The 26,362-nt window shown below is 37.6% G+C and carries 21 protein-coding genes; 14 read left to right on the top strand and 7 right to left on the bottom strand.

All coding sequences use genetic code 11. The annotated features are described in order from the left end of the window. Positions 1-794 precede the first annotated feature (794 nt). From AAHB12_RS25530 to AAHB12_RS25500, 7 genes are all read left to right on the top strand, one after another. Positions 795-1,664, top strand: a complete 870-nt coding sequence (locus AAHB12_RS25530; protein WP_342047966.1) for an ABC transporter permease — start codon at positions 795-797, stop codon at positions 1,662-1,664. A 17-nt stretch (positions 1,665-1,681) separates the two neighbouring features. Continuing rightward, positions 1,682-2,569, top strand: coding sequence for a carbohydrate ABC transporter permease (locus AAHB12_RS25525; RefSeq protein ID WP_342047960.1), 888 nt, complete (start codon positions 1,682-1,684; stop codon positions 2,567-2,569). 174 nt (positions 2,570-2,743) lie between these two features. Beyond that, entirely contained in the window at positions 2,744-3,379 is a 636-nt protein-coding gene (locus AAHB12_RS25520) for a YesL family protein (RefSeq protein ID WP_342047959.1), read from the top strand. A 329-nt stretch (positions 3,380-3,708) separates the two neighbouring features. Next, entirely contained in the window at positions 3,709-5,496 is a 1,788-nt protein-coding gene (gene uidA / locus AAHB12_RS25515; RefSeq protein WP_342047958.1) for a beta-glucuronidase, read from the top strand. 376 nt (positions 5,497-5,872) lie between these two features. Further along, positions 5,873-6,580: an IS6 family transposase gene (locus AAHB12_RS25510; protein WP_342047957.1), complete on the top strand. Its 708-nt coding sequence runs from the start codon at positions 5,873-5,875 to the stop codon at positions 6,578-6,580. A gap of 302 nt (positions 6,581-6,882) precedes the next feature. Next, on the top strand, positions 6,883-7,458 hold the full coding sequence (locus AAHB12_RS25505) for a cupin domain-containing protein (RefSeq protein ID WP_342047955.1): 576 nt from the start codon (positions 6,883-6,885) through the stop codon (positions 7,456-7,458). A gap of 431 nt (positions 7,459-7,889) precedes the next feature. Next, the gene (locus AAHB12_RS25500; RefSeq protein WP_342047953.1) at positions 7,890-8,741 is read left to right on the top strand and encodes a hypothetical protein; all 852 of its coding nucleotides are present in this window, start codon (positions 7,890-7,892) and stop codon (positions 8,739-8,741) included. Between the two features lie 388 nt (positions 8,742-9,129). Here the strand turns inward: AAHB12_RS25500 and AAHB12_RS25495 are convergent, their stop codons facing one another. Continuing rightward, a complete protein-coding gene (locus tag AAHB12_RS25495; RefSeq protein ID WP_342047951.1) occupies positions 9,130-9,933 on the bottom strand; it encodes a helix-turn-helix domain-containing protein in 804 nt (267 codons plus the stop codon). 733 nt (positions 9,934-10,666) lie between these two features. On the opposite strand from AAHB12_RS25495, the gene AAHB12_RS25490 reads away from it, so the two are divergent. The 5 genes from AAHB12_RS25490 to AAHB12_RS25470 all read left to right on the top strand — a co-directional run bounded on the left by AAHB12_RS25490 (position 10,667) and on the right by AAHB12_RS25470 (position 16,862). Next, positions 10,667-12,013, top strand: coding sequence for an MFS transporter (locus AAHB12_RS25490; RefSeq protein ID WP_342047949.1), 1,347 nt, complete (start codon positions 10,667-10,669; stop codon positions 12,011-12,013). A 74-nt stretch (positions 12,014-12,087) separates the two neighbouring features. Next, positions 12,088-13,050, top strand: coding sequence for a formylglycine-generating enzyme family protein (locus tag AAHB12_RS25485; protein ID WP_446715614.1), 963 nt, complete (start codon positions 12,088-12,090; stop codon positions 13,048-13,050). 31 nt (positions 13,051-13,081) lie between these two features. Beyond that, on the top strand, positions 13,082-14,596 hold the full coding sequence (locus AAHB12_RS25480) for a sulfatase family protein (protein WP_342047948.1): 1,515 nt from the start codon (positions 13,082-13,084) through the stop codon (positions 14,594-14,596). Between the two features lie 151 nt (positions 14,597-14,747). Continuing rightward, entirely contained in the window at positions 14,748-15,137 is a 390-nt protein-coding gene (locus tag AAHB12_RS25475; protein ID WP_342047946.1) for a YidH family protein, read from the top strand. 522 nt (positions 15,138-15,659) lie between these two features. After that, positions 15,660-16,862: a Gfo/Idh/MocA family protein gene (locus AAHB12_RS25470; RefSeq protein ID WP_342047943.1), complete on the top strand. Its 1,203-nt coding sequence runs from the start codon at positions 15,660-15,662 to the stop codon at positions 16,860-16,862. Positions 16,863-17,187: 325 nt separating this feature from the next. Here AAHB12_RS25470 and AAHB12_RS25465 read toward each other — a convergent pair whose 3' ends face one another. Both AAHB12_RS25465 and AAHB12_RS25460 read right to left on the bottom strand, forming a co-directional pair. Beyond that, the gene (locus AAHB12_RS25465) at positions 17,188-18,012 is read right to left on the bottom strand and encodes an MIP/aquaporin family protein (RefSeq protein ID WP_342047941.1); all 825 of its coding nucleotides are present in this window, start codon (positions 18,010-18,012) and stop codon (positions 17,188-17,190) included. Positions 18,013-18,192: 180 nt separating this feature from the next. Beyond that, a complete protein-coding gene (locus tag AAHB12_RS25460) occupies positions 18,193-18,903 on the bottom strand; it encodes a GntR family transcriptional regulator (protein WP_342047940.1) in 711 nt (236 codons plus the stop codon). A 218-nt stretch (positions 18,904-19,121) separates the two neighbouring features. Here AAHB12_RS25460 and AAHB12_RS25455 point away from each other — a divergent pair, with 218 nt between their 5' ends. Both AAHB12_RS25455 and bglA read left to right on the top strand, forming a co-directional pair. Next, the gene (locus tag AAHB12_RS25455; protein WP_342047939.1) at positions 19,122-21,017 is read left to right on the top strand and encodes a beta-glucoside-specific PTS transporter subunit IIABC; all 1,896 of its coding nucleotides are present in this window, start codon (positions 19,122-19,124) and stop codon (positions 21,015-21,017) included. Positions 21,018-21,030: 13 nt separating this feature from the next. After that, the gene (bglA, locus tag AAHB12_RS25450; protein WP_342047937.1) at positions 21,031-22,470 is read left to right on the top strand and encodes a 6-phospho-beta-glucosidase BglA; all 1,440 of its coding nucleotides are present in this window, start codon (positions 21,031-21,033) and stop codon (positions 22,468-22,470) included. Between the two features lie 281 nt (positions 22,471-22,751). Here bglA and AAHB12_RS25445 read toward each other — a convergent pair whose 3' ends face one another. From AAHB12_RS25445 to srlE, 4 genes are read right to left on the bottom strand one after another with little or no spacing between them, the layout of a single operon-like run. Beyond that, positions 22,752-23,156, bottom strand: a complete 405-nt coding sequence (locus tag AAHB12_RS25445) for a transcriptional regulator GutM (protein WP_342047936.1) — start codon at positions 23,154-23,156, stop codon at positions 22,752-22,754. 2 nt (positions 23,157-23,158) lie between these two features. Continuing rightward, positions 23,159-24,175, bottom strand: a complete 1,017-nt coding sequence (locus AAHB12_RS25440; protein WP_342047935.1) for a 2-hydroxyacid dehydrogenase — start codon at positions 24,173-24,175, stop codon at positions 23,159-23,161. A 48-nt stretch (positions 24,176-24,223) separates the two neighbouring features. After that, complete coding sequence (locus AAHB12_RS25435; protein WP_342047934.1) at positions 24,224-25,282, bottom strand: zinc-dependent alcohol dehydrogenase; 1,059 nt, start codon at positions 25,280-25,282, stop codon at positions 24,224-24,226. Between the two features lie 40 nt (positions 25,283-25,322). Next, positions 25,323-26,354 (bottom strand): PTS glucitol/sorbitol transporter subunit IIB, encoded by a 1,032-nt coding sequence (gene srlE / locus AAHB12_RS25430; RefSeq protein WP_342047932.1) that lies wholly within the window; start codon positions 26,352-26,354, stop codon positions 25,323-25,325. Between the last annotated feature and the right edge of the window lie 8 nt (positions 26,355-26,362).

Raw genomic sequence — 26,362 nt, 5'->3', positions numbered from 1 at the left:
CATTTTGCTTTGATCCCCGTTTATGGCTGTAATAGTAAGGGCAGTTCTCCAGACCTGCCTGAAGTGCTCCATGCTCTCAAGCCCTTTAAGGTGTAAGACAAAAAAATTCCCCATGGCTGCGTTATCTAAGCGATTGCCTTTATAGGGTTCTCATCCTTTCAGTATATCTTGATGCAATTTTATTTAACAATACTAGCCCTGTTTGGGTTAAAGGGTCGAGGAATTGCCCTTCTACACTTGTTCAAGCAGCTCCACATAGGACGTTGTTTCTTTAAGTCATACGTAATAATCTCACTGTTATTAGAGGTCAAGAATCAGTGACAAATACATCTACTAGCCATTTATACAATATTGCTTTATTTATCCCGTATTCCCAAGCAGTCTATCTTAAGGATTTTTCACCTCCAAAATACATATTAGGTTACCTCTAATTTTGTTTCTAACGAATGTTTCTGCACAAAAAATGTGTCTCCGCTTGTTAGTCGTATACAGTGCAAATTTCTAGTTTTTCTTTTTTTATAATGCCTATGTAGGTTAGAGAGCGTTAAACCTTCAAAAGTTGTATTTCTATGAAAAGTCGGATAAACGAAAATAGGAAGTCGTAATATGGATAGTGATAAAATTCCAGGTCTATTAAAATTAAAAATGTAAGCGGAAACATTCAGTTTGGAGAAGGAGGAAATAGGATGACGGGAGTTACAGTGAAGAAATTGAAAACAGATGTCCAGTCGGTATCTGGGGCAAAGGTAAACAACAGGATCATAAAATTTAAAAGATTTTTGCCTCTTTTGATTATGATGCTACCCGGATTGCTTTATTTATTAATTAACAATTATTTACCGATGTTTGGAATGATTATTGCTTTTAAGGATATTGATTATGCAAAAGGAATCTTTGCGAGTGATTGGATAGGCTTTAAAAACTTTGAATACTTGTTTACTACACGAGATGCCTTTGTTATTACGCGAAATACTATCCTTTATAATGGGGGATTTATCATTTTAAATACTATACTGGCAATCGGTGTAGCGATTATGTTAAATGAAATAAAAAATAAACTTGCGAAAAGCTTTTATCAAAGTGTAATTTTATTGCCATTTCTGATTTCGATGGTTATAGTAAGTTACTTGGGATTTGCTTTCTTGAGTGAGGATGTAGGTTATCTTAACAAAACGATATTGCCACTACTGGGACTTGATGGGGTTTCATGGTATAACGAAGCAAAATACTGGCCTTATATTTTAAGTTTCATCAGCATTTGGAAGGGTGTCGGATTCTTGTGTGTTATCTACTTGGCCGCTATCATTGGGATTGATCAAGAGTACTATGAGGCAGCTACTTTAGATGGGGCTAATAAATGGCAGCAAATTATTCATATTACAATCCCATCTATTATGCCTGTCATTATCATGATGACATTACTTTCAATAGGTCGCATTTTTTACTCGGATTTCGGTTTATTCTATCAAGTGCCAATGAATTCAGGTGCCTTATATGATACGACCAATGTAATTGATACTTATGTTTACCGTGGATTAATGCAGCTTGGGGATATTGGTATGTCAGCAGCAGCAGGTTTATACCAATCTATCGTCGGTTTTGTACTCGTATTACTATCAAATTATATCGTTCGTAAGAAAAGTAAAGACAATGCATTATTTTAAACTGGAGGTGGATGAAAATGTATAAATCTGATCGTATAATACAGTGGATTTCTCATAGCTTTCTAATGGTACTTGCAGCAGGCAGCATTATTCCGTTTATCATTCTTTTATCTTCTTCTCTTACAGGTGAAGATGCGATATTAAGAGATGGATACTCCTTCTTTCCTAAGGAACTTAGCTTCGCAGCCTATGAGTATTTATTAAATAATTCAGCAAGTATTGTAAGGGCTTACGGGATTACAATTTTCGTTACTGTTTTTGGAACCTTTGTTAGCCTTGCGATAACGGCACTTTTGGCTTATGCACTTTCTCGCCGTGATTTACCTTACAGAAATGTTTTTGCTTTCTTTGTTTTCTTTACATTATTATTCAACGGTGGACTTGTTCCAACCTATCTTGTATATACACAACTTTTTGATTTGAAAAACACGATTTGGGCTTTGATTATACCGGGCCTACTTATGAACGGCTTTAACGTATTATTAATGAGAACATTTTTTATTACTTCCATCCCAGAGCCTGTTATTGAATCGGCACGGATGGATGGTGCAGGTGAATTTAGAACCTTTTTCTCCATCATCCTGCCCCTATCATTGCCTATTTTGGCAACGATTGGGCTGCTTCAAACGATTCACTATTGGAATGATTGGTTTAACGGCCTGATCTACATTACAGATCCATCATTATTTAGTATCCAAAATATCCTAAACCGGATGATTTCAGACATTCAGTTTTTAGCAAGCAGTGATTTGGGTACAAATGCCAGTCAGGCAGCTTCGCAAATTCCTTCAACAGGTGTACGTATGGCGATTGCTGTAATTGGAGTATTACCGATCTTAATTGCATATCCGTTTTTCCAAAAGTACCTAATAAAGGGAATTGCACTAGGATCTGTAAAAGGTTGATATTTCAATCTATCAAAGAATGGCCCCTGTCCCAAAGTGATGAGGGCTATTCTTCTTAACTAATAGAAAAGAGAATGGTGTACAAATTTAAAAACTCCTGGAATTAACCCCTCTATAGTTATATGAAAGGTTTATAGGTATACAGTAATGGCAGCATAGGAAGGAGCTATACGAATGGAAGGTTTTATAGGAGGAATTTATCGTGTTTCTGAGTGGGTTATGAGATTTATGTATGTAAATATACTGTGGATTCTCTTTACCCTTCTTGGCCTAGTGGTTCTTGGTTTTTTTCCTGCTACAACGGCGCTGTTCGCAGTTGTTCGTAAATGGGTAATGAAGCAGGATATTCCTGTATTTAATACCTTTTGGACAGTCTATAGAAGTGAATTTTTAAAAAGTAATTCTATGGGTTTGATTATTACTATTTTTGGATGTTTTCTATATTTTAATATAAAGATTGTGGAAGCGGTAACAATCCCGATATTAAAGTTACTTTATGTTCCTAATATTATAATCATCATTATTTTTTTATTTGTGTTATTGTATATTTTCCCCGTCCTTGTACATTTTGATGTTGGGATAAAAGGGATAATTAAAAATGCAGTTATCTTAATGACAATTAACCCAATCGTAACCTTCATAATGGCTGTACTTACAGGGTTTTTCTGTTTTATTCTATTTCATTTTCCAGGTCTAATTCCTTTTTTTAGCGGAAGTGTCCCTGCATTTTTACTCATGTTTTTTAGCAACTATGTATTCAAAAAATTCCACCAAAACCAAAGTGGAGACAATGTAAGAGGAGAGGTTTAGGGTTAATAAATAGGATATCTTTATTATGATAAAAAGGGAGTTAGAATAATCATTCTAGTTCCCTTCGTTCTTTCGGTGAAGGCATTGTTCACATATGTATCGATTTTTTGAGTTGTTTGTATTCATAAGTCGGATTAATGAAAATAGAAAGTCGTAATTCGAATAGAGAGAAGCCATTTTGTATCTTAGAATAAAGATATAAGTTCGCGATCTTATCTCATTTCTGAAAAGACACGATGAATAAAGATCACTTTGTTCTGTGTATTGAATTATGAAAGCGCTAATAGTTTCACTAGGATTTGAATAGATGAAATGAAGGAGAGTTGAAAATGTTATATCCTATTGTTACTGAAACACGTAGTATCATTGATTTAAACGGAATTTGGAATTTTAAGCTGGATTCAGGAATTGGCTTTGAGGAAAACTGGCAAAATGAAAAATTAAGCGACACAATTAGTATGGCAGTTCCTGCCTCTTTCAATGATATTGGGGTAAGTGCAAGTATACGCAATCATGTTGGCTGGGTTTGGTATGAAAGGGAATTTTCTGTTCCAGCTACTCTTCAATCTGAGCGTGTGGTTTTGCGATTCGGTTCGGCAACCCATCTGGCAAAGGTATATGTCAATGGAGAGCTTGTTGTCGAGCATAAAGGCGGCTTCTTACCGTTTGAGGCAGAAATAAATAAATTTTTACGAAAAGGGAAGAATCGACTAACTGTTGCTGTCGACAATATTGTTGATTACTCAACTTTACCGGTTGGTACAGTAATAGAAAGGGAGATTCCTGGTGTCGGCAAAGTAAAACGCAATCAGCCAAATTTTGATTTTTTCAACTATGCTGGCTTGCATCGTCCGGTGAAAATTTATACAACACCGAATACCTATGTTAAGGATGTAACGATTATAACTGAAATAGATGGGCAGGTTCACTATTCTATCGAGGTAGCCGGCACCGCACAAGTAAAAGTAAAGGTTATAGACGAATCAGGAACTGTTGTAGGTGAGACTAAGGGAGTTTCTGGTACAATCAATATTCCAGATGTAAAGCTGTGGGAGCCATTAAATGCTTATTTGTACACACTTGAGGTAGAGTTGGAAAATGACGGGAGAACTATCGATGTTTATGAACAACCGTTTGGAGTTAGAACGGTAGAGGTCAAAGATGGAAAGTTCCTTATTAATAATAAGCCATTTTATTTTAAAGGCTTTGGCAAACACGAAGATACACCAATTCATGGAAGAGGCTTTGATGAAGCTGCTAACGTAATGGATTTCAACTTGATGAAATGGACTGGAGCAAACTCATTCCGTACAGCCCATTATCCATATTCGGAAGAAATGATGCGTCTTGCTGACCGCGAAGGATTTGTCATCATTGATGAAGTACCAGCAGTAGGTATGCACTTAAACATGTTGGTGGTGTTTCTCGGCGGATCCAAACGGGATACCTGGAAGGAGCTTAAAACATTCGAGCATCATCAACAGGTGATCAAGCAACTAATTTTACGTGACAAAAACCATCCTTCTGTCGTTATGTGGAATATAGCCAATGAAGCAGCCACTGAAGAAGAGGGAGCATATGAATACTTTAAGCCGCTAGTCGAGCTGACCAAAGAACTTGATCCGCAAAAACGCCCGGTTACTATTGTTACTGAAATACAATCTTCACCTGAAAAGGATCAAATAGCGGAATTACTGGATATCCTCGCTTTTAACCGATACTATGGCTGGTATGTTGATGGTGGTGATTTCGCTTCAGCGAAAGAAAAGCTTCGTGCGGAATTTAATAGCTGGCTGAAACGCTGTCCGGACAAACCGTTTATGATGACCGAGTATGGCGCTGATACAGTTGCTGGATTGCACGATGTAGAACCTGTTATGTTTACGGAAGAATATCAAGTAGAATTTTATAAAGCAAACCATGAGGTATTTGATGAATTCCAACAATTTGTTGGCGAGCAGGTATGGAACTTTGCTGATTTCGCAACAAGTCAAGGGATTATGCGGGTTCAAGGGAACAAAAAAGGTATTTTCACCCGTGATCGTAAACCAAAGGCTGCTGCACACCTTTTAAGGAAGCGTTGGACAGAAATACCGGATTTTGGTTACAAAGGATAAAAGATTTCACAATGTCAAAGTATGGACTAATTCAATACTTTGACATTGTGATCAACCTGATTTGAAGAGGGGATTTTTATAAAAGGGATTTCATGAAATAAAAATATATAGAAAATGAAATTAATATAGAGATAGTTTCTAAATGGGTCTAAATAGGTACTAAATTAAAATTCATAATTGGTTTGCGGGACTAATTAGAAGCTCGAATCATATTTTTAAAAATTTTTAGAAGTTAATGAAAAGCATTACAGTTGTTTAAAAGGTTCGCAAACGAATGATATTAAGGGTTCTGGTGCAAAAACTTCAAGACCATTGCAAGTATCTCTAAATCTTGAACATACTGATACTATTACTCTAAAAAAGGTGTGTGATCGGTATGAAAAAGGAAAATTTGTTTAAATGGAAGCATTATCAGCCTAATATTATTTTATTAACGGTAAGATGGTACCTACGGTACAACCTAAGTTTTCGTGATTTAGTTGAAATGATGGAGGAACGGGGCTTATCCATTGCTCATACAACGATTATGCGTTGGGTTCATCAATATGGACCTGAATTAGACGAAAGAGTACGACGTCATCTTAAGACAACAAATGACTCCTGGAGAGTCGATGAAACGTATGTGAAAGTAAAAGGTCAATGGATGTATTTATATCGTGCAGTCGATTCAGAAGGGAATACCATTGATTTTTATCTAAGTGAATCAAGAGATAAACAAGCAGCCAAGCGCTTTTTCAAGAAAGCCTTGGCTGCTTCTCATATTTGTAACCCTCGTATCATAACAGTAGACAAAAATCCCGCCTATCCTGTAGCAATTCAAGAGTTAAAAGAAGAGAAAGGTATGCCAAAAGGCATACAAATAAGGCAAGTTAAATATCTTAACAATATCGTGGAACAGGATCATCGCTTTATTAAAAAACGTATTCGTCCGATGCTTGGCTTAAAGTCCTTCCGAACTGCCAAACGAATTATTGCGGGAATAGAAGCTATGCATATGATCAAAAAAGGACAAACTCTCCAAGGGGAGAAGTCTGTCCAAAGCCAAGTGAACCTCGTTCATCAACTATTCGGCTTTCCAGCATAAAATGGTTCCACTAGGAAATTTCTCGTCCCTTTGTATCTCTTCCAAGTGTTTGCACCAGAACCTTTTGTTAGAACAGCGTTTTAAATAAAAGCAGATGGTAACAAGAAGTTATAAGAGATTCTTGTTGCACCATCTGCTTTTTGCATTCTCTCAATAAGCCGAGTGTTCAAAAACATTGGTATCAGATAACAATCTCTATTGTTATCGTCATGTTAATCATGATTCTTGGGTTCATGCATATATATTTGTGTGCTTTAATATTTGATTCATAACACCCGATTAAGGAAGGTGTGATGATACGAATGTCAACAGTTAGTGATATATTCTACTTTAGCTCTTCTTCACTGAATTTATCCTTTGACTTAAGGCGTGCTTCATTCTTTCAGAAAAACAATCAAAACTTTATTCTTCAGCAATCTGTTAAACAATTGCCCATAATGCAAAATTTAAGTTTGCTTGATGTTTATTTGAGTAGAGGACATAGCGTGGAGACCCATTGGCACCCCAATGCGAATGAACTCGTTTATATGATACAGGGAGAGGCTGTCATTTCTACTCTCAATCCGTTTACCTTGCAGATACTCAGTTACCATGTTAAGCCGCCTCAAACGGTGTATATCCCAATGGGGTGGTGGCATTGGGCAATCGCAGAAATGGATCACACCCACCTTTTGGCTATTTTTGATAATAAAGACCCTGGGGTGATATATGGATCTGACATCCTGAGAAAGACACCTCCGGAGGTGTTTCAGGAGATATATGGTGTGAATGCTGCACAGTTAGCTGAAGTGCTTAAGCCTATTGATCAAACAGTTGTCATAGGTCCACCAAATTCAGAAGAAATACGATGGCGTATTGGATCGAAGGGAAATTTTTGAATTTTGCCAAGTGAAAAGATGTGGTAACGACTTGCCACAACGAGTGAAAGTTTTTTGTGATGTAATTCTGGTCATGAATCCCAGCGAAAATCCCCTTTTTATAAAAAAGGGGATGATGATAATCTATACAGGTTACAAAAAGAAAACATACCTGGCTTGATTTCCCCTTTTTGTTTTTGCAACAGTCTTTTTATTCAAACTGGATTTCGATATATCTATTTACCTTAAAAGGCTATTCCGCGAAAGGAATAGCCTTTTAACCTGTCGTTGCAGGTAGCGCAGCATAGGTGCAGACAGGTTGCAATCCGCCAACGTATTAATTGTTATTTGTATTGGAGATACTTTCTAATATGACTGCGGAAACTAGGAAGGTTCATGAATATTGTATTCCTATTCATAGTAGGTATAGAGATTACAGAAGGGGGAGGGCTATGCCAAATATATTCTGGTACTACGGACTCATTGTCATTGGGACGGTAATTATCGTCTATACAGCTTATAAAAAGAGAAGCGTAACTGATTTGTTTTCATATCTTGTATTTGCAACTGCTTGGTCATGGATAGGTGAAGCTATTATACTCTTTGTACTAAATGCTTATGCATATAAACCCGGACTTTATACAGACCCTTTTGCTGAAAATATCATAGGGCATATTATAGCCAATACAGCATTATGGGCTTCAACAGCGATTTGGGTAATGTATTTTCAGCCCTCATACCACTGGATTGGATTGATATCCATCGCTTTTATGCCGATAGAGGTTGTGTTTCTTAAAGCCGATGCCTACGATCATTATTGGTGGCACACATATATGACCGGCATTGCGACATTTATCTTTATGGCTGCTATGAAGAAGTGGTATTCCATAGTAAATAAAAAAAGACATAAATTCCCGCGAATCATAACATTTTGGACAATCGCATGGATCATTCTGCAAACTCCTACAAGCGTACTTATGCTTTTTGGAAAACAGTTTTTTCATGTGAATTGGGTTGAAAATACTTACCGGGACAGTACGCTATTTAGTGGTTTTTTGTATCATGTATGTATGGCTATAATTTTTATATTTTGTATTTATATACCAAAAAAGAGATATTGGAATGTGGTTCCTTTTTTTATTTTACTATTAGGTGATGTTATCCTCATAAACATGAGAATATTAGTTTTTTATGAAGATTGGAAATTGAGTTACTTGATTTGCATCCGCGCAGCAAGCGTACTATTTTTTATACTAATGGAAAAATTCACGTTGAGACAGGTTAAGGTTGAAAATCCGACTTAATCGGATTGCAAAATAGCTAGTTGGCGTCTACATACTACTGATCAGTTTGTGTGGGGAGGAAGGCTATATATTTTGTGAAGATTATTCATTTGTACATAGATATTATTTCAGTGTGGAGATGGTCCGACTGGATACGCGTTGTAAACCTTCAGCATTCTAGGAACGTTGAGTGTGCAGCGAAACTAAGCTTAAGATAACAAGTTTTTGAAGGCAATGGATTTGTGGTTGACCACATTTTATCCATTGCCTTTTAAAATTGCATCACCAAGGTTTCGAGGATTAAGCTCGAAAGTCAGCATTGTGCTCAAGCTTTTTGTATCCAATTATTGACTTAAATTCATGGTGTTAGTGTACTTAAGTTTATCACAAGCTTATTGTTCCAATTACCTTACGTGAATAGCATTGAAACCTCTACCTGATGTCCAACCATCATAAATTCCTTTGGAGACATTGCTGTTAGCTTCTTAAACATACGAGAAAAATAAGATGTATCATAATATCCTAGATACTCGGAAATCGCTACAACCGTCATATCTGTATTTATCAAGAGATTGCAGGCCTCCATTACCCGTAATTGATGAATATATTTAATTGGAGATTGCCCAATCACCTCTTTGAAAACAGAGATTGTGTATCCCGGTGATCGGTGGATTAGCTTGGCGAGCTGATCAATTTCTATCGGTTTTCGATAGTTTTCTAATAAAAAGCGCTCGATAATTTTTGCGTATTTTACTTTTATTGGTGTAATAGAAGGGCTTTCTAATTCTCGTGCAAACAGTCCAATTAATTCCTGTAAAATGCCAAGACAGATAAAATCACGGTGTGTTTTATCCCCTCTTATATCAAAGTATAATCGTTCAAATCGGTGCTTCATATATTCAAAACTTCTTGTTTTTATGTGGTGGAACTTTTGATCAATGGGGAAAGTGTTATTTGGAATTCCGTTGTCTTGTAACGTAAAGACAACCGTATATTTTTGGTGTAAACCGGATTCATGATTTTTCCCTTCACGGACAGTAGATGCAGGGATAAATAGAATATCCCCTTTTTCAGCAGTGATTTCTTTTCCATCTAATATATATTGTACATGACCTTGTGTTACTAAAATTAAGACATTGTAATCAATTTTTTCCATTTTTGTATGCCAATTTGGGATAAAGTTATCGAAAAAAACAGCAAGGATGGAAAGCATAATAAATCACTCCTAATATAGGGAAGTTAGATAAGTATAATATATCTTATTGGGATTAAGCTGTTATAAGTAGCTTTCTCCTTTTTTTGTATAACAATTTGGAAGGGAATTATTAAAATAAACAACAAGGATAGAAAGTATGACGAATTTCTCCTAACAGAGAAATAGGGTAAGTATAATATACAATATTTTTTTGCTGGAAATGATTATAACTCATTGAATTCTGAAAAATCGTACATGAAATCGGAGAAATGTACATGGAAGCGGAGAAATGAAAGCGCTTATAATAACTACCAAGGAGGGGATAAAGTAAGCGGAAACAATTAAGAGTTTCTATTTTTAGAGATTGTCTAAAAGTATAGATGAGGAGGGATGCCATTTTAAAAAAGGCGGCTAGTATACGCCTGTGTGTACTGGTTAACTTGAAAATTGGGGGACTTACCAGTGGATATGGAAGAAAGGTTTGCAGGGATAGCGCACTATTTAGTACTAGTTAAATAAAATGTAATTTGTATTCAGAATCAATAGCTGTCTTTTGTTCGTGAGTAAGCACTATATGCATAATTTTTATAATAACAACGGCTATAACATTCTTAATTTCCATTCAAATTTTGTTAGAGCTTGAGCGTTTCATCAAAGCCCCACTTAAGCAATGACAGGAAATGAATGATATTAAGCTATCAAAAATTGGGATGCAATCGAGAGATATAACGAAATAAATGGGGGGTATATTGTGGATAATAAACAAGTTCCATTAAAAGAAAGAATCAGCTATGGTTTGGGTGACACGGCTTCTAATCTTGTTTTTACAATGGTTTCAACATATCTCATGTTCTTTTATACAGATGTATTTGGTTTAAACGTGGCAGCGGTCGGAACCTTATTTCTAGTTGCACGAATCATAGATGCTTTTGATGGTCCCGCTATTGGTGTGTTAATTGATCGAACAAGTACAAAGTGGGGGAAATCAAGACCTTATTTTCTCTGGTTGGCTATTCCGTTTGCGGTTGTGGCAGTGTTGACATTTATGACGCCAGATTTAAGCCCATCAGGTAAGGTTATTTATGCTTATGCAACATATATCGTATTAGGCATTATGTATGCAGCTATTAATATACCTTTATCATCCTTATTACCAAGTTTAACAAGCAGTTCACAAGAAAGAACAGTTGTGAATACGTTTAGGATGGTTGGATCACAGATTGGTGCACTTATCGTAAACGCTGCAGTATTACCTTTAGTTGCATTTTTTGGAAAAGGAAACCAACAACAAGGCTTTCTCTACACAATGATATTGTTTGCATCTATTGCAGTTGTTTTATTCTTTACAACATTTGCGAATACAAAAGAACGTGTTCAAGTAAATGGAAATAAGCCTCTTCCCTTTAAGCAAGGAGTCAAAGCATTAAAAGGGAATTTTCCTTGGTGGATTTTATTATTTTTAAACGTTATTCTTTTTATTTCCCTCGTTGTTGCAAACCAATCTACTATGTATTACTTCACTTATAATCTAGAACGAGTAGATTTGGTACCTTTATTAAATGGATTATCCAGTGTAGCACTTGTCGGAATTATTGCAGTACCATTTCTTGCAAAAAAATTAGGGAAACGAAATACATTGCTTTTAGGATTCATCATTTCTAGCCTTGGTCAAATTATACTTTATCTTGGTTCAGAATCAGTAACGATTCCTATGATCATTACTGGCAGAGTGTTAGGTATGGTTGGGTTTGGGTTAGTAGGCGGATTGAAGTTTGCGATGATTGCTGACACGGTAGATTATGGGGAGTGGAAATCCGGAGTAAGAGCACCAGGATTATTAATGGCAGCCTCCACCTTTGGTGTGAAATTTGGTATGGGTATTGGGGGAGCAATCGGAGCATGGGTTCTATCAGCAGGTGGTTATGTAGCAAATCAAAAGCAAAGCGCTTCTGCGTTATCAGCCATTGAATTCAACTTTGTGTGGCTTCCGCTTATTTGTTACATTATTGGAATTATTGCGGTACTATTCTATCGATTGGACAAAGAAGAGGCAAAAATTACGCAGGATCTAGCAGAGAGACATGAAGCGGCTGTTTAATGGTATGAATCTACATTAATTATAGGAGGCGACTTCTCTTTGCACATATCTTATAGAAGAAAAAGGTGAGAACCATGTCTCATGAACAGAAAACCTCGTGTTGTTGTGCGAGCAGACCAAAGTCACCTGAACATAGGATTAGACAACAACATGATGTGATGATAAAGCGTGATAAGTCTGTGACGGAAGGAATGATTTATCTTTCCGGCGGGGAATTTTTAATGGGGACGAATAGTAATGAAGGATTTCCTAGAGATGGAGAGGGGCCTGTTCGAAACGTAAAGGTTAATCCATTTTATATTGATCCATGTACTGTTACAAATTCTGAGTTTCTAGAATTTGTGATGGATACAGGCTACAAGACTGAAGCTGAACTATACGGATGGTCGTTCGTCTTTTCTAATTTTGTTTCAGAACAAGTGGCGAAGACGGTGACGGAGGTTGTACAGAATGCTCCCTGGTGGTGGGCAGTTAAAGGAGCTTACTGGAAGGAACCAGAAGGGCCAGGTTCAAATATTACGGATCGAATGGATCACCCAGTTGTTCATGTATCTTGGAATGATGCAATGGCTTACTGTCAGTGGTCTGGGAAGCGTTTACTAACTGAGGCGGAGTGGGAGTATGCAGCCCGTGGAGGACTTGTGCAGAAGAGATACCCTTGGGGAGATCGGTTGCATCCCGATGGTAAACACATGTGCAATATCTGGCAAGGAACGTTTCCAGGAAAGAATAAAGGAGCAGATGGCTACTTGGGTACAGCCCCCGCAAAGTCTTTTCCTACCAATGGATACGGGTTATATAACGTATCCGGAAACGTTTGGGAATGGTGTTCGGATTGGTTTAGTCCGACGTCTTATATGGATGATACATGTGAGAGTCCGAGGGGGCCATCCGGCGGGAAAGCAAAAGTTACACGCGGCGGCTCTTATCTTTGCCATCAATCATATTGCAATCGTTACCGAGTTGCTGCCCGCAGCTCCAACACTTCGGATAGTTCAACAGGAAATATTGGATTCCGCTGTGCGGCTGATGCATAAACAATATATATAAAGAGAGGATGTTTTAATTATGAGAATGCTTATTTTAGATTTGGATTCATTACGACCTGACCATTTGGGGTGTTACGGGTATAATCGGAATACCTCTCCTAACATTGACAAAATCGCAGAGGAAGGGGTTCATTTTACCAATTACTATACATCAGATGCCCCGTGCTTCCCATCCCGGACGGCATTAATGACTGGGCGCTTCGGTATTCATACGGGGGCTGTCGGACATGGGGGAACAGCTGCATATGTACGGCAAGAAGGTGCTAGCCGGTCATTCTCAGACCTTCATACGTTTGATAACCTACCAGCTTTCTTCCGTTCAGCCGGATTAAAAACAGCACTCGTAAGTCCTTTCCCGGAAAGACACTCCGCTTGGACTTTCTATGCAGGATTTAATGAGGTGCATAACACAGGGAAAATAGGTATGGAATCGGCGGAAGAAGTAACACCGACTGTATTAAAATGGGTAGAGGATAATGCTGAGGAAGATAACTGGATGTTGTACGTAAATTATTGGGATCCACATACACCATACCGGGCACCTGAGAGCTTTGGTAATCCGTTTAAAAACGATCCTCTCCCAGATTGGATTACAGAGGAAGTGTTTGAAAAGCATAGGCAAAAGGTCGGCCCTCATAGTGCTCATGATTTGAATATGTATGATAATGCAACCTCTCCAAAATATCCACGTTATCCAGGAGAGATTTCGGATATGAACGGATTACGTGACGTAATTGATGGGTACGATTGTGGTGTTCGACACATGGATGATCATATCGGCCGAATCTTCCAGGCTCTTGAAGAAAAAGGAGTTATGGATGATCTTATCGTTATTATTACAGCGGACCATGGAGAAAATCTAGGAGAACTTGGTATATACGGTGAACATGGAACTGCCGATCAGGCCACATGCCGGATTCCAATGATTATCCGCTGGCCTGGTATGACGCAAGGACGTGTAGAACACGGATTACATTACCATTTAGATTTACTGCCAACTGTGGCGGAGCTTCTTGGAAAAGAACCGAGAGAAAGCTGGGATGGTACAAGCTATGTCGAGGCCTTAAGAGGAAGCCAAGCGAGCGGAAGAGACTATCTAGTCGTTTCCCAATGTGCCCATGTGTGCCAACGCAGTGTTCGCTTTGATAATTGGCTATACATTCGGACATACCATGATGGATTCCATTTATTTGATGAGGAAATGCTATTTGATCTCCAAAATGATCCACATGAACAATATAATTTGGCATTAGAAGAACCAGGTATCTGCATGGAAGCCGTCTATTATCTCAATCAATGGCATGATGAGATGATGAAATCGATGCCGTTTGATGTTGATCCGTTGTGGACCGTCATGAAAGAGGGAGGACCATTCCACGCGCAAGCAAAGGATTTAAAGAAGTATGTGAAACATTTAGAAGAAACCGGACGCGGCTGGGCTATTCCTGAATTAAAGAGAAGACATCCGAAGGCATTTGAAGAATCGAAAGAAGACAATTTTTTTAAAAGGGCGGCAGAGCTTTTTAAAATCTAATCCCAGTTAAGGGGATATCAAGGGAAATGTAACAGGTTTACGTTGGGGCAGGTGCATGAAATGATCATGTGCCTGCCCTATTAATCTATTAGATAGGGAGTTGAGGGTTACCGAAATTAGGAAAACGCTAGAGGGAGGGAATGGCTGACTCATGGAAGCCTTAAATAAAATAAAAAAAGTAACAGGAGAAAGTGTACAATATGCACAGCAGCATTTAGCAAATGAAAGAACTTATTTGGCCTGGATACGGACTGCTATTTCTATTATAGGAGTAGGGTTCTTGACAACGTCTCTGCATTTTACTATTAAAATTAGCTCAAATCATTATATTAATACTATAGCTATATTTTTAGGCATTTTCGCATGCATTGTAGGCATCATAACCGGAGTATTATCAACTATTCAATACTCAAGGAAAAGAAAAGAAATTCAAGCAGGTATGTTTATTCCTTCTAATTATTCTATTATCTTTGTATCTATTTTATTTTCTTTCCTGATTTTTATTATTTTTATGTATCTTTCCTTCTTATTATTTATGTAGTCCTTTTTTATAAAATCGGTAAACAGCTTGTACAAAAAAACTTTATTGGATTTTTGTGAGCTAATAAATATATCCTATAATCAATTGGAGACCCCCAAATGAATGCCTCTTTATTATAATTATTGCAATATTGGAGTAGCATTTTTTGATTCAAAGAGATAGTCCTTAGCCTAAAGGCAAAGCCTTTAGGCTATTTCAATTGTTCAGCTAATTGATATTAACTGCAAAAGAGATTAGCAAAATGTTGCGAGTTTCAAAATTAGTTGATAGAAGAGTCGGATTTTCTAATCATTAAAATTGGTAGACGTAAATAATCTGTTTCTTTTCTTACGTATTCTATAGTGCAAGATTGTGAAGTTTTTTTGAAAAATAGTTAATAAGCTTCTGTCAAAATGCGGCTTTTCTACCGCTACAAAAATAAGATATTAGAGGTTATTACTGGAAAAAAGACTATAATTTTAACTATAGCAAACGCTTACAAAAAATTAAAAATAAAATCAAAATTTCAAAAAAGAGGTGCTTATGATGTTAAATGGTGAAAAGAAAATTGCAAGACCTTTCAGATGGGCGATGATAGGTGGAGGCCGATTAAGTCAGGTTGGATATAAGCATAGAACGGGTGCATTAAGAGATAATACTGCTTTTACCCTAGTGGCAGGAGCCTTTGATATTGATGCAGAACGAGGGAAAGAATTTGGAGTAAATCTCGGCGTTAATGAAAATCGCTGCTATCCTGACTACAAAACAATGTTTGCTGAAGAGGCAAAGAGAGAGGATGGGATTGAGGTTGTCTCTATTGCGACTCCGAACGGAACTCACTATGAAATTTGTAAGGCCGCGTTAGAAGCTGGTTTACATGTTATTTGTGAGAAACCTTTATTCTTCACTTCTGAAGAAGGTGAAGAAATTAAAGAATTGGCGGAGAGAAAAGGAAAAATTGTTGGGGTAACCTACGGTTTTTCTGGAAATCAAATGCTGCTTCAAATGCGGGCAATGATCGAGCAAGGAAAAATTGGTGACATTCGTATGGTCGAGCTGCAGTATACGCATGGCTTTAGTGCAAATGATGCAGCTGATAAAACAAGCGATGCGCAAAAGTGGCGTATTGATCCTAAGGTTGCAGGACCAAGCTTTGTGTTAGGGGATCTTTCTACACATACCTACTATATGTCCCAGTTGATTATGCCGCAGATGAAAATTAAGAAATTATTATGTGACCGCCAGAGCTTTGTGGGAAGCCGCGCTCCTTTAGAGGATAATGCTTATGTTCTCATGCACTATGAAAACGGAGCAGTAGGAAGACTTTGGACATCCTCTGTCAATGCAGGATGTATGGATGGGCATAGAATTCGCATTGTAGGGTCTAAAGGAAGCTTAGAATGGTGGGATAACAAAGGCGGCGAACTTAGATATGAAGTGCAAGGTGAGCCTGCCCAAACCTTAATTCGTGCAATGCCTTATTTAGATGATAGCTGTAATGCTGATGAGCGTTTAGGAGCACTGCATGTAGAAGGCTTGTCTGATTCTTGGGCAAATATTTATCTCAAATTTGCCATTGCGATGGATGCTAAAAACCGAAATGATGAGGAAACATTAAAAAATCTCGTTTACCCTGATATTAATGCTGGCCTGGATGGCATTCGCTGGATTGAAAATTGTGTTCGCTCTGCAGACAACGGATCGACTTGGGTAGAGTTTGAGCATGAAAAGGCAGCATTAGTGTAAAAACCTTTGTATCCCTAGTATTGGAGAGCATGCGCTGAGCAGAAAACCGGTTAAACAAAAATTGAAAGCTCATCAATGGACAATTTTTTTCATAACTGTCCTAGATAAGCTTTAAAGCCCCACCAGTCAAAACAGTAAAAGAAACAACACTCAAAGTAGTATTGAAGTATTACGATTTACAGGCAGATCCCTGATGTGAAAATAGAAAAACATAAAGTATGAAGCTATAAAAAATGATTATAAATAAAAGGTGCTTCGAGGGAGCACCTTTTGTTTATATATGCAATATATAGTTTAGCCCTTATTTTACTTACAGAGCAATTACCTACGCCGCCTTTGTCTTCGAAAGCGTTTGCTTTTGTCTTCTCACTCCTGAAAGATACGATAAAATTAATACAAGGATAGTTAGTACTAACGTAATCGACAACTGAGGGAGCATTTTTCCTTGAAACACACTGTTATAAAAGAATCCGCCTAGGCATCCACCAAGAATAGGTCCTACAACTGGTATCCAAGCATAGCGCCAATTCGAATCTCCTTTACCTGGAATAGGCAATAAAAAATGTACGATTCTCGGTCCTAAATCACGGGCTGGATTCATTGCGGCACCAGTCGATCCACCTAAAGATAATCCGAGAGTAACAATTAAGAAACCAACAGCTAATGGATGGAGACCATCAGTAAACTTATTAGCACCAATAGAGAGTATCCCTAAAACGAGAATAAAAGTTCCTAATATCTCACTTAAAATATTAGAAAACGTATGCTGAATAGCTGGACCCGTTGAAAAGACACCGAGTATAGCTTTTGGATCCTTTGTTTCCTTCCAGTGAGGCAAATACTGTAGGTATACCCCTGCCGCACCAAACATTGCGCCCACAAACTGAGCCATTATATAGACAGGCACCTGATTCCAGGGAAAATCTCCTGAGGATGCAAGAACCAAGGTTATAACTGGATTCAAATGGGCCCCGCTGAATTTCCCTACAGCAAAAATGGCTGTAGCTACCGCGAACCCCCATGCAAATTGAATTGCTAACCAACCTGCATTATAAGCAAAAGACTTTTTGAGAGAAGCGCCAGCACATACACTTCCTCCTAAAAAAATTAAAATGGCAGTACCAACGACTTCTCCCCAAAAGGCAGTCATGACTAACTCCTTTCTATCTAAAGGTTTGAGATTAGACAGTAATGTTTTACTCTGTAAGAAAATGTAAATATTCAGTTGGAAGCCAATTCGACGTAGTCAGAAGTTTTAGGAATACAGTATAAGTGCAACTACGCCTCTGTCTTCGCCCAAGAGCAAGGCTCGCCAATCGGCGAGTTTTCTTTATAACGCATGACTATTTGCTTGAATGAAGAACTGTGATTGTTGATAGTTATAAGTAATTTTTGAAAAGTCGAATGGCTGGCCATTGGTTAGATGAATAATACTTTCAACGTCAAGTTTAGGCGCTCCATTCTCCAAACCTAAATATTCCGCTTCTTCTTCATTCAATCTATCCACACGAAGATATGAGTCTGAAAAGCCGATCTTTAAGCCCAACCCTTCCCTTATATAGGTAAATATGGATTCACAAACAATTTCTTTATTTAAATAGGTAATGATGGACTTATTATAATATGATTCCTCTAAACATAATGTTTGCCCGTTAATATATCGGATTCTTTTTACATAATAGATATCGTCATCGAGTTTAATATTTAAATTATGAGCCGCTTCTTGTGTTGGTTGTCTCACATCTAATTCAATTACTTTTGAAGTTATACTAAACTCTTCAAGATCCTTTTTAAATCCTTGATTAATAAGCAGGCTAATATATCCCTTTCTCTTAAGTCTTCTAACAAAAATTCCGCTGCCTCTGACTTGAAATATTACCCCTTTTTTCTCTAATAGATCTAAGGATTTCGTAATCGTACTCTTACTTACTTCAAATTCGGCCATTAATGCTTCTAATACTGGCAGCTTATCTCCTTGTTGGAGAGAGTTATCTTCAATATATTTTTCAATTTCTGTTGCGATTTGCTGGTATTTTAGCATATACATTCCTCGCTAGTTTATTTATTTCACTTTAGTTTTATTTATTTCACTTAACAATCAGAAGTATAGCATAAACCTATAAAAAACTCATTCAATAATGTTATACATATATAAATATTTTATTTAGGTATTGATTAATTGTACCGGTACAATTATAATTCGATTATACCGGTACAATAAAAATGTAAGCGCATAGATAGATTAAGGAGGGATTTAAATTGTCAGGGAAAGTCAGAGATTACCAACAGCTTGCAAAGGACATTTTAGAAGCTGTTGGTGGAGAAGAGAATGTTATTGGAGCTACCCGCTGTGCAACCAGACTTAGATTAGTACTGAAACGCTCTAATCCAAAAGCAAAAGAACAAGTAGCATCTATGCCTGGCGTAATCACAGTGGTGGAAAACGGCGGCCAATTCCAAGTTGTTATTGGGCAGCACGTAGGAGAAGTTTATGAGAAATTTGCGGGTTTAGTAAAACTTGACACATCTGATGACGCAGGCGGAAACAAAGGAACAGTATTAAACCGTGTAATTGCCACGATGTCAGCAGTTTTTGCACCATTTATATATATCTTAGCTGCGGCCGGTATTTTGCAAGGTGCGTTAATATTAATTAATTTAGTATTTCCTAGCTTTGCAAAGACAGGAACTTATCAGGTTTTTAGCTTTATATCATGGGCATCATTTACGTTTTTACCGATTTTTATCGCGATGACGGCATCGAAGCATTTTAAAACAAACATGTACATAGCGGTAGCATGCTGTGCCGCATTAGTTAGTCCGACATGGGCAGATATGGCAGCGCAAATTGCAACAGGAAAAAGCATCACTTTCTTGGGGATGGCCTTATCTAAAACTACATATACATCTTCTGTACTACCGCCATTATTCTTAGTGTGGATTTTATCTTATCTTGAGAAGTTCTTAAATAAGAGAATGAATGAGGTAATTAAACCGTTATTTGTTCCACTTTTATGTATGGTAATTATGGTACCATTAACAATTTTAGTAATTGGCCCTATTACAACAGCGGGAGCAAACGGAATTGCAAGCGGATACAATTTCTTGGCAGAACATGTACCTGCTTTGGCTGGAGCAATTATCGGCGGATTCTGGCAAGTAGTCGTTATTTTCGGTGTGCATTGGGGCATTACTCCTATGGTATTAGCGAATTTTGATTTACATGGCCGAGATTCATTTCAAGCGTATCAAACGATTGCGGTTATCGCACAAGTTGGTGCAGTGCTTGGTGTTATTCTAAAGACAAAAAACCAAGAAGTACGTAAAGTCAGTATTTCTGCTGGTGTAACTGGATTATTTGGTATTACAGAACCAGCAATTTACGGGGTAACTTTGAAGTTTAAGAAGCCGTTTATATTTGGCTGTATTTCAGGCGCCATTGGTGCTATCGTAGCAAGTTTCTTTAATCCATATTACTTTGCATATGCAGGACTGCCAGGACCGTTAACAGTTGTAAATGGTATCAGTGCAGACTATCCAATGTCTATTTGGGGAATTTTAATTGGGGTTGCGATTGCTGTTATTCTTCCGGTTGTTTTAATCCAAATCTTCGGATACGGCGAGGACACAGCAAAAAAAGCAGATAATGAAAAGCAAGAACAAGGTGGAGCTGATTTACAAGTAAATAGCCTGCAAAACAATGAAGAAACAGTAGCTGCTCCCTTTATCGGTAAAGTAATACCACTTTCAGAGGTTCCGGATGCAGTATTTAGTTCAGGTGCAATGGGGCAAGGGGTAGCGATAGAGCCATCGGGCAATAAAGTGTACGCCCCGTTTGATGGAACAGTTGTTATGGTTGCGCCTACAAAGCATGCAATCGGGATGCGCTCTCAATCGGGTGTTGAATTACTTGTGCATGTTGGGCTGGATACAGTAACCCTAGCTGGAAAACCTTTTACTTTGCATGTAAAAGATGGCGATAAAATTAAAAAAGGTGATTTGTTAAGCAGCTTTGATAAAGAATTTATCCAAAATAAAGGGTTAAAAACAATTACACCTGTCATTATAACGAATTCACATGCTTATAAAGAAGTTATTGTCGAAGATGTTAAAGACAGTACATTAGACCAGGAATTATTTACAGTAGTGAAATAAGGAGGAAATGAAGATGGGACAATTACCAAAAGACTTTTTATGGGGCGGCGCTTTAGCCGCGCATCAATTTGAAGGTGGCTGGAATCAAGGCGGTAAAGGGCCAAGTGTTGTAGATGTAATGACAGCAGGTGCACATGGCGTACCACGAGAAATCACAGAAACAATTGAAGCTGATAAGTTTTATCCAAACCATGAAGCAATTGATTTCTATCATAAGTATAAAGAAGATATCGCCTTGTTTGCTGAAATGGGATTAAAATGCTTACGAACATCGATCGGCTGGAGCAGAATTTTTCCAAAAGGCGATGAAGCTGAACCGAACGAAGAGGGTCTACAATTCTATGATGATGTATTTGATGAATTACTAAAGTATGGAATTGAACCTGTTATTACACTATCTCACTTTGAATTGCCGCTACATTTGGCAAGAGAATATGGCGGATTCAGAAATAGAAAAGTAGTAGACTTTTTCGTAAAATTCGCTGAAGTTTGCTTTAATCGCTATAAAGATAAAGTGAAATACTGGATGACATTTAACGAAATCAATAACCAAATGGATGTTAACAATCCAATATTCTTATGGACAAACTCTGGTGTTATGGTAAAAGAAGGCGAGAATGCGAAAGAAGTTATGTACCAAACAGCACACCATGAACTGCTTGCAAGTGCATTAGCTGTAGCAAAAGGAAAAGAAATTAACCCAGAGTTCCAAATTGGGGCAATGGTATCTCATGTACCAATTTATCCTTATTCATGCAATCCAGAAGATGTGATGTTAGCTGAAGAAGAAATGAGACAACGTTACTTTTTCCCTGATGTACAGGTTCGCGGTTACTACCCAAGCTACGCTTTAAAAGAATTTGAAAGAGAAGGATATAATATCAAGTTCGAAGAAGGCGATGACGAAATCCTAAGAAATGGTACAGTTGATTATTTAGGCTTTAGTTACTATATGTCTACAACTGTCAAAAGCGATGTCGTAAATGATAACACTGGAGATGTTGTGAATGGAGGATTACCCAATAGTGTAGAAAATCCGTACATCAAGGCTAGTGATTGGGGTTGGTCCATTGATCCAACTGGACTTCGATATACACTAAACCGTTTTTATGATCGCTATCAAGTTCCATTATTTATCGTAGAAAATGGATTTGGTGCTGTGGATACTCTAGAAGCGGATGGCTCCATCCATGATCCAGAAAGAATCCAATATTTAAAATCACATATCGAAGCATTAGAAAAAGCAGTCACTTATGATGGTGTTGATTTAATTGGCTATACACCATGGGGAATCATCGATATCGTGTCATTCACAACAGGTGAAATGAAAAAACGTTATGGCATGATTTATGTTGATCGTGATAATGAAGGAAATGGATCAATGAAGAGATATAAGAAGGATTCATTTCATTGGTATAAACAAGTAATCGAAACGAATGGGGAAGAATTATAAGATATACCCTGTTAACTTAGCAGTGAACAATAACCCGAATAATGGACGCTTATAAAAAAGTGCCTTATTCGGGTTTTTTATGTAGGCGGAATATGAACCAAATTATGAGGTAATACCTAAAAACTCATCTAAACCTTGTTTATACTCTTCGGTAATTCTTGATGGCTTTGTTGAGATTCGATCATAGACTTCCTTTGCATGATAAAATCAAAAGACTCCTTGTAATGAAGAATATATAGCAAGATATATTCTTCATTACAAGGAGAACCAATAGATAATATTCAATTAGCTGACAATTCTATAGTTGTTAATCCATTTGTGTTTCTCTTTTCCATTTCATTTTTAATCATTTGGATAGCATTTTCCATTACTTCTTTGTATTTTTCTTTTCCGTTCCATTCCATGTGAAAGATATTTTTACCTTCATAACCAGGGGCTTTACGGAACCTTGAAAAAATGGTGAATCCAGATAGAATTCGACATTCTGTAATTTCCCCGTGAACATCGGTAACCATAATGCAGATTTGATTTAACTTAAATTTTTGTCGGTTCATTCCCACACCGAGATAACCTTCTGATTTTTTACTCATTTTTCTAAGTACGCTTTGATAATATTTAATGTGTAGGATCCCTGTTAGGAATTGTAAAATCATAAGGGTAACAATAATAACCAATAACTCTTTCACTTTTATTCTCCTTGTTTAATTGCTAGATTGGAAATCTCCGGAATTATTCTTTTTGTCAGGATCTTAGGTGAGTTGGCAAAGTTTCCAATTGTCGAACCTGCAATATGTGGTGTTATCGTTATATTGTCGAGCTGTAAATAAGGATGATCTTGAGGTAATGGTTCTTGATCGTATACATCTACCGCTGCACCAGCAATTATTTTTTCTTGTAAAGCTTCAATCAAATCACGCTCATTGATTAAGCCGGATCGAGCACTATTGATTACAACTGCAGACCTCTTCATTTTTTCAAAGTGGACCTTATTAAGCATATGTTTCGTTTGTTCTGTTAATCGACAATGCATTGAAATGATATCTGCTTCTCTGACTAATGTATCCAAATCAACTTGGATATCTTCTGTTTCCCCCTTAAAGTAATCATCAAAAAAGATAATTCTCCCTCCAAATGGGCGAAGAAGGTTAGCGACCCTTTGTCCTATCGCGCCGTATCCAATGATTCCAATGGTTGATTCTTTCAATTCTGGAGATAAAATCCCATTTGGATAATATTTTTCCCATTTCCCATTTTTTAAATGATAGTTTCCTCGTGAAATATTCCGAATTTCGGACAAGATTAAGCCTACAGTAAATTCAGATACACTGGTATCACTTCTTCCAGGTGTATTAAATACTTTAATTCCTTTTTCTCCCGCATAGCGATAATTAACGTTTTCTATTCCAGCTCGAAGTACTCCTAATATTTTTAAGTTTTTACTTTTATCAATCACTTGTTTCCCTATCGGTGCAAATTGAGTAATGATAATATCATAATCCTCAATACTATCTACAATTTCAGCAGGTAAAGCAATGGCCTCGCTTCCCTCATGCTCCAACTTTATGTTATCCCTCTGTAAAGCTTCCAAGTCTTCATGAAGCCATTCCTTAATGGTAATTTCAACACCTTGATTACGTAATTCAACTAAACCTTTATCCATCATATCTTTCGTAATAAATAAATCAGAGATCGCTAAACATTTCATTGTTCATTTCCCCTCTCCTATTTACACTCTGGCTCGTATCATTACCTGCTACTCCTGTAACATTACTGATATCCTGAAATTACCTTTTGTGCTTGCTTTTTCAAATGCCTGCTGAATATTCGTTAATGGGACTTTCTCTTCTATTAAATATGAAACATCAATTCGTCTTTCGCTAAGCATTGCACCTGCATTATTAAAATCCTCTAAAGTAGAGCCAAAGGTTCCTATTAATTCTAAATTTTTATAATGAATTACATTTGAATCCACATTTAATTCAGGTACTGGATATCCGGCGGCATATAATAATATTCGTCCATGCTGATCCTTCACCATTTCTAAAGCCTGCTGATTAGCTGATGTTGCCCCTGCTGATACAATAACTGCATCTGCTCCACGGCCATTTGTCAACCTTTTCACTTCTTCTACAGGATTGGTGTTGCCAGCGTCAATCATTTCAAATCCCATTTTTCTTCCTATTTCCAGTTTCCTTTCTCCTCTTCCAGAAACAATCACTCTGGCCCCCATTGCCCTAGCAGCTGCTGCATTCAATAAACCCATCGTTCCCCCACCGATTACTGCAACTGTATCATATCCACCTCGCAATCTAAGCTTTCTCATACCATGGAGTACGGATCCTAGGGGTTCTACAAAGCCTGCTTCAGATGGCGATAAATCTGCATTCAGCTTCACAAAGCTTTTTGCATTTCTAATAAAATAGTCAGAAAAACCAAAGATTCCATAACACTCATCAGAATAATTCTTTCCAAATAGTTTTTTATTTTGACAGATTGTGATCATACCAGCTTTGCAGTTATCACATATGGCACAATAGTCATATAAGATACTTACCCGGTCTCCCACTTCAAAGGCATCTCCTGCTTTATCGCCCTTTGCAATAACAATTCCTGATGCCTCATGCCCGCCGGCCATTGGGTACCCTTGATGTTCCCTTAAACCGAGCCATTGTTGATAATCGGTCGTGCAAATATTACAAGCCTCTTGTTTGACCAGGAGTTCGTCTTCTCTTAACCTAGGTAGTTCCTTTACTCTTACTTCAGCATGTCCTTTTTCTGTTAAAACCGCAAACCTCATTTTATTGGGTAGCATGAATATCGCCCCTTTTTTTAATTACACCTAGCTTTCGTTATCACAAAAAGAATGAAAATCCATAGGCAACTAATACGGATAGGGGTCCTGTAATAACCCTTGAAAATAGGATAGCTGGAACACCGACTGAAATCGTTTCAGGTTTGGCTTCTCCCAAAGTTAAACCAACAGGTGCAAAGTCACATCCTACTTGAGCATTAATGGCGAACAGTGCGGGTAAAGCATATGCCGGTGGAATTGTGCCTTTAGCAATTTCTCCACCAATTAATACACCAACAATCGCTCCGATAACTGCTCCAGGCGCAAGCAATGGGGAAAGGAAAGGGAGACCTCCAATTAATGCTAGTATTACCAATCCTGTTATATTACCAGCTAATGGAGTTAGTACATGAGCTAAAATTTCCCCAATTCCCGTAAAGTTAATAATTCCAATTAAAGCAGCAACAAAAGCCATAAACGGTAAAATGTTCCTCATAACTGTATCTATTGTTTCTCTACCTGATTGGTACATAACATTCATAAACTTTCCTGCACCACGGCCAATCACATCAATAAGTTTCATAACAGGATTCATTTTCTTTACTTCAATAGAAGCTTGAGGGGCCACATTAATTTTTGATTCGACTGCAGGCTTCCTTTGTATATTTGTTTCTTCAACAGCCGCTGCAACAGTGGCTGCAACAAAGGCTACAGATTCTGATTCAGCTAATGCGATGTCATCGACAGATACATCGGACATAAATATATCTTCAGTCATGAACTTGGCAAGAGGACCTGATGGACTCGCTACCTTAACATTAATCGTTGGAATTCTAAGTCTTGGATAGGTTCCACAACGAGCAGTCCCCCCACAATCAATGACCGCACATAATGTTTCTTCTTTTTCTACTGGATTTTTAAATGAATCAACGGCAATAGCCCCTGTTAAATCCGCAATTCTTTGTGCAACAGGATGAATTCCTCCACCGGTAACACTTATGACATATTTTTTTTGAGAATCTGGTTTTAAAATGAATGGCCCTCCCCAGCCATTTTTCCCCTTTGTAACCTTTACCACATTGTATTCAGACATGTTTTATC

This window comes from Bacillus sp. OTU530, from assembly GCF_038440375.1.
The sequence above is the reverse complement of the archived record's forward strand: the minus strand, read 5'-3'. Positions and strand labels throughout refer to the sequence as shown.

Bases quoted from the DNA above. Each gene is read 5' to 3' on its own strand.
- AAHB12_RS25530 (WP_342047966.1), top strand. From the start codon at position 795: ATGATGCTACCCGGATTGCTTTATTTATTAATTAACAATTATTTACCG.
- AAHB12_RS25525 (WP_342047960.1), top strand. From the start codon at position 1,682: ATGTATAAATCTGATCGTATAATACAGTGGATTTCTCATAGCTTTCTA.
- AAHB12_RS25520 (WP_342047959.1), top strand. From the start codon at position 2,744: ATGGAAGGTTTTATAGGAGGAATTTATCGTGTTTCTGAGTGGGTTATG.
- uidA (WP_342047958.1), top strand. From the start codon at position 3,709: ATGTTATATCCTATTGTTACTGAAACACGTAGTATCATTGATTTAAAC.
- AAHB12_RS25510 (WP_342047957.1), top strand. From the start codon at position 5,873: ATGAAAAAGGAAAATTTGTTTAAATGGAAGCATTATCAGCCTAATATT.
- AAHB12_RS25505 (WP_342047955.1), top strand. From the start codon at position 6,883: ATGTCAACAGTTAGTGATATATTCTACTTTAGCTCTTCTTCACTGAAT.
- AAHB12_RS25500 (WP_342047953.1), top strand. From the start codon at position 7,890: ATGCCAAATATATTCTGGTACTACGGACTCATTGTCATTGGGACGGTA.
- AAHB12_RS25495 (WP_342047951.1), bottom strand. From the start codon at position 9,933: ATGCTTTCCATCCTTGCTGTTTTTTTCGATAACTTTATCCCAAATTGG.
- AAHB12_RS25485 (WP_446715614.1), top strand. From the start codon at position 12,088: ATGTCTCATGAACAGAAAACCTCGTGTTGTTGTGCGAGCAGACCAAAG.
- AAHB12_RS25480 (WP_342047948.1), top strand. From the start codon at position 13,082: ATGAGAATGCTTATTTTAGATTTGGATTCATTACGACCTGACCATTTG.
- AAHB12_RS25475 (WP_342047946.1), top strand. From the start codon at position 14,748: ATGGAAGCCTTAAATAAAATAAAAAAAGTAACAGGAGAAAGTGTACAA.
- AAHB12_RS25470 (WP_342047943.1), top strand. From the start codon at position 15,660: ATGATGTTAAATGGTGAAAAGAAAATTGCAAGACCTTTCAGATGGGCG.
- AAHB12_RS25465 (WP_342047941.1), bottom strand. From the start codon at position 18,012: ATGACTGCCTTTTGGGGAGAAGTCGTTGGTACTGCCATTTTAATTTTT.
- AAHB12_RS25460 (WP_342047940.1), bottom strand. From the start codon at position 18,903: ATGCTAAAATACCAGCAAATCGCAACAGAAATTGAAAAATATATTGAA.
- bglA (WP_342047937.1), top strand. From the start codon at position 21,031: ATGGGACAATTACCAAAAGACTTTTTATGGGGCGGCGCTTTAGCCGCG.
- AAHB12_RS25440 (WP_342047935.1), bottom strand. From the start codon at position 24,175: ATGAAATGTTTAGCGATCTCTGATTTATTTATTACGAAAGATATGATG.
- AAHB12_RS25435 (WP_342047934.1), bottom strand. From the start codon at position 25,282: ATGCTACCCAATAAAATGAGGTTTGCGGTTTTAACAGAAAAAGGACAT.
- srlE (WP_342047932.1), bottom strand. From the start codon at position 26,354: ATGTCTGAATACAATGTGGTAAAGGTTACAAAGGGGAAAAATGGCTGG.